The organism is Streptomyces spongiae, from assembly GCF_009377185.1.
In the GTDB taxonomy this organism is placed as follows: Bacteria; Actinomycetota; Actinomycetes; order Streptomycetales; family Streptomycetaceae; genus Streptomyces; species Streptomyces spongiae.
Genome location: NZ_VJZC01000784.1, coordinates 1 through 3,798, shown reverse-complemented (window position 1 = coordinate 3,798; position 3,798 = coordinate 1). Strand labels below are relative to the sequence as shown.

General features: G+C 71.5%; 3 protein-coding genes. 1 reads left to right on the top strand and 2 read right to left on the bottom strand.

The genetic code is table 11. The annotated features are described in order from the left end of the window. Positions 1-117 precede the first annotated feature (117 nt). Entirely contained in the window at positions 118-2,151 is a 2,034-nt protein-coding gene (locus FNH08_RS46685) for a thioredoxin domain-containing protein (protein WP_152777869.1), read from the top strand. An 87-nt stretch (positions 2,152-2,238) separates the two neighbouring features. Here FNH08_RS46685 and FNH08_RS46680 read toward each other — a convergent pair whose 3' ends face one another. Together FNH08_RS46680 and FNH08_RS46675 are read right to left on the bottom strand one after the other, a co-directional pair. Further along, positions 2,239-2,970: a Mut7-C RNAse domain-containing protein gene (locus FNH08_RS46680; protein ID WP_322726547.1), complete on the bottom strand. Its 732-nt coding sequence runs from the start codon at positions 2,968-2,970 to the stop codon at positions 2,239-2,241. Between the two features lie 4 nt (positions 2,971-2,974). Then, positions 2,975-3,625 (bottom strand): TetR/AcrR family transcriptional regulator, encoded by a 651-nt coding sequence (locus FNH08_RS46675; RefSeq protein ID WP_407704592.1) that lies wholly within the window; start codon positions 3,623-3,625, stop codon positions 2,975-2,977. Between the last annotated feature and the right edge of the window lie 173 nt (positions 3,626-3,798).

Genomic DNA, 3,798 nt, shown 5'->3' with positions numbered 1-3,798 from the left:
GCGCAGCCCCCAGTGATGGGACGGGTAGGGGCGGCGGGGGCGGAGAAAAAGCCCCGACTCGGCGCCCGACACCCGCGGGGTCCTGCGTGATCCGGGTACTGCGGAATGATGGACCCCATGGCGAACCGACTGGCCCACGAGACGTCCCCCTATCTCCTCCAGCACGCCGAGAACCCCGTCGACTGGTGGCCCTGGTCGACCGAGGCGTTCGAGGAGGCGCGGCAGCGCGGCGTGCCGGTGCTGCTCAGCGTCGGGTACAGCTCGTGCCACTGGTGCCACGTCATGGCGCACGAGTCGTTCGAGGACGCCCAGACCGCCGAGTACCTCAACGCACACTTCGTGAGTGTCAAGGTCGACCGAGAAGAACGCCCCGACGTCGACGCCGTCTACATGGAGGCCGTGCAGGCCGCCACCGGCCAGGGCGGCTGGCCCATGACCGTGTTCCTCACGCCCGACGCCGAGCCCTTCTACTTCGGCACCTACTTCCCACCCGCCCCCCGCCACGGCATGCCCTCCTTCCGTCAGGTCCTGGAGGGCGTGCGGGCCGCGTGGACCGACCGGAGGGACGAGGTCGCCGAGGTCGCGGGGAAGATCGTGCGGGACCTGGCGGACCGGGAGCTGAAGTTCGGCGCCATGGACGTGCCGGGGGAGGAGGAGGTCGCGCAGGCGCTGCTCGGGCTGACCCGGGAGTACGACGCGCAGCGCGGCGGATTCGCCGGGGCGCCCAAGTTCCCGCCGTCCATGGTCATCGAGTTCCTGCTGCGGCACCACGCCCGCACCGGGTCCGAGGGCGCCCTGCAGATGGCGCAGGACACGTGTGAGCGGATGGCCCGCGGTGGCATCTACGACCAGCTCGGGGGCGGGTTCGCCCGGTACTCGGTCGACCGGGACTGGGTCGTGCCGCACTTCGAGAAGATGCTCTACGACAACGCCCTGCTCTGTCGTGCGTACGCCCACCTCTGGCGTGCCACCGGCTCCGAGCTCGCCCGCCGTGTCGCCCTGGAGACCGCCGACTTCATGGTGCGCGAGCTGCGGACCAGCGAAGGAGGGTTCGCTTCGGCGCTGGACGCCGACAGCGACGACGGCAGCGGTAAGCATGTCGAGGGTGCCTACTACGTGTGGACCCCGCAGCAGTTGGCCGAGGTCCTCGGAGAGGACGACGCCCGGCTCGCCGCCCACCACTTCGGCGTCACCGACGAGGGCACCTTCGAGCACGGGCAGTCCGTCCTCCAACTCCCGCAGCACGAAGGTGTCTTCGATGCCGAGCGCGTCGAGTCCATCAGGCGGCGCCTCCTCGACGCGCGTTCCGCGCGCCCCGCGCCCGGCCGCGACGACAAGGTGGTCGCCGCCTGGAACGGGCTCGCGGTCGCCGCGCTCGCCGAGACCGGCGCGTACTTCGAGCGGCCCGACCTCGTCGAGGCAGCGCTCGCGGCCGCCGATCTCCTCGTACGGCTGCACCTCGACGACCAGGCGCGGCTCTCCCGGACCAGCAAGGACGGGCATGTCGGGGGCAACGCGGGCGTGTTGGAGGACTACGCCGATGTCGCCGAGGGGTTCCTCGCGCTGGCTTCCGTCACCGGAGAGGGTGTCTGGCTCGAGTTCGCCGGGTTCCTGCTCGACCATGTGCTGACCTCGTTCACCGACGAGAAGTCGGGTGCCCTGTACGACACGGCCGTTGACGCCGAGCGGCTCATCCGGCGGCCGCAGGACCCCACGGACAACGCGACCCCGTCCGGGTGGAGCGCGGCCGCCGGGGCGCTGCTCGGGTATGCGGCGCACACCGGCTCCGAACCCCATCGCACCGCCGCCGAGCGGGCGTTGGGTGTGGTGAAGGCCCTGGGGCCGCGTGCGCCGCGCTTCCTCGGGTGGGGGCTCGCCACCGCCGAGGCGCTGCTCGACGGGCCGCGTGAGGTCGCCGTCGTCGGACCGGTCGCCGACCATCCCGGGACAAGGGCCTTGCACCGTACGGCACTTCTGGGCACCGCGCCGGGCGCGGTCGTCGCCGTGGGGACCGCTGACAGTGACGAACTGCCGCTGCTGGCCGACCGTCCGCTCGTCGGCGGCGAACCGACCGCGTACGTCTGCCGCAACTTCACCTGCGACGCCCCGACGACGGACGAGGACCGCCTCCGGGCGGCGCTGGGCGGCTAGCCGGCCGAGGGGGGCCGCGCCCCGATAGGGGCGCGGGGAACGGCGCGACCAGCCACCACGAACCCGCAGACTCCGACGCGGCTCACCTCAACGGCGCTTCGAGCGGAGCGCAACCGCGTGCTCCACGATCGCCTCCAGCCGATCATGGTGCGCGCCCTTCCAGTACGCCCGCCCGCACTCCTCGCACTGCGCGAACACGTCGTACGACCGCTGTGTGCCGCCCTCCAGCTGATCGACGACGTCGTCCTTCGCCGCATCCTTGAGGAGCCCGTTGCAGGCGGTGCACCGCGTCCAGGGCCGCAGCTCGGGCGCGAACCGGTCGAGTACGTCCTGGAGTTGCTCGTCCGGCCGCGTGCTGTACACGAACGCGCCCGCCCACAGCTCGCGGCGCCGCAGCAGCCCCCGGTCCCGGCTGAGCATGACCCGCCGCTCGGCGGCGGAGCGTGCCGCGAGGGCGGGGTCGCCGATGTCGGTGGACTCGTAGGCCGTGTCGACGCCGAGGAGGCGCAGCCGGCGGGCGAGGGTGCCGAGGTGGACGTCGAGGAGGAAGCGGAGCGGGGCGCCGGGTACGCGCTGGGGGCGGGTGACGGGCCGTACTTCAATGGTCTCGCCGGCGACGGGCACGTGGGAGACGGGTACCGCACGGCCGTCGGCCACCAGCGCGCCGACCTCCGTCAGCGGGGCGCCCAGTGACTCGATGACGTGGCCGAGCGTCGAGACGCCGTCGGTGACGACCTTCGTGGCGCCCGTCCGCCGCCTCTGGGGGAGGAAGAGTCCCAGCTCGGGGGCGAATTCGACGTGGATCTCAGGTCCGTTCACCGGGTCAGGATGTCCTCGGGAGGTTCTGGAAGGTGGCCAGGGTGCGGTCGACCACGTCCATCAGGTCGTCCTGATAGTCGTGCTCGGCCCAGTAGATCATCGCTTCGAGGAGCGCGCCCATCAGTCCCATCGCGTAGACCCGTACCTCGAGATCGTCCTCGTCGCGTCCCGTGCGCTCCGCGAGTGCCCGGCACAGCAGGCCGCCCGTGACGGACATGGTCTCCATCATCCGCGAGCGCAGGGCGGGGACGGAGGCCATCAGTCCGAGGCGGATCCTCATCTCGTTGTCCTCGAAGTCCGGGGTGTCGGCGACCGCCAGGGCCAGCGACTGCCGGATCGACCACCGCAGGGACTCCAGCACCGGCTCGTCCGCCGGGCGCGACCGCAGCAGGTCCTCCATCAGGGGGTCGTACTCGGCGGTGAGGACGATGTCCTCCTTGGTGGGGAAGTACCGGAAGACGGTGCTGGGAGAGACCTCGGCCTCCTCGGCGATCTGCTCGACGGTCGTCGTCTCGTACCCCTGCTCCTTGATCAGCCGGTAGGTGGCGTCCCTGATCGCGGTGCGTGTCTTGAGCTTCTTGCGCTCCCGCAGGCTCAGCCGGCGCTCCGCCTCGGGGAGCCGCCGGGCCGTGTCCGGAACGGGGGTTGCGGACAGGTGGCGATCATCTGCGCAAGGGCATGTCGTGGCGCATTCGAGTGTGTGTTCGGGCTGGGACACGTGCGACCTCATGTGGGGGGAACGGAGTTTCCTGTGTCGAATGGGTGACCTCTGCCGGTGGTGGTCGTTGGGTGGGGCGAGCGGTTCTTCGGGCGGCGCGGGGATGGGGG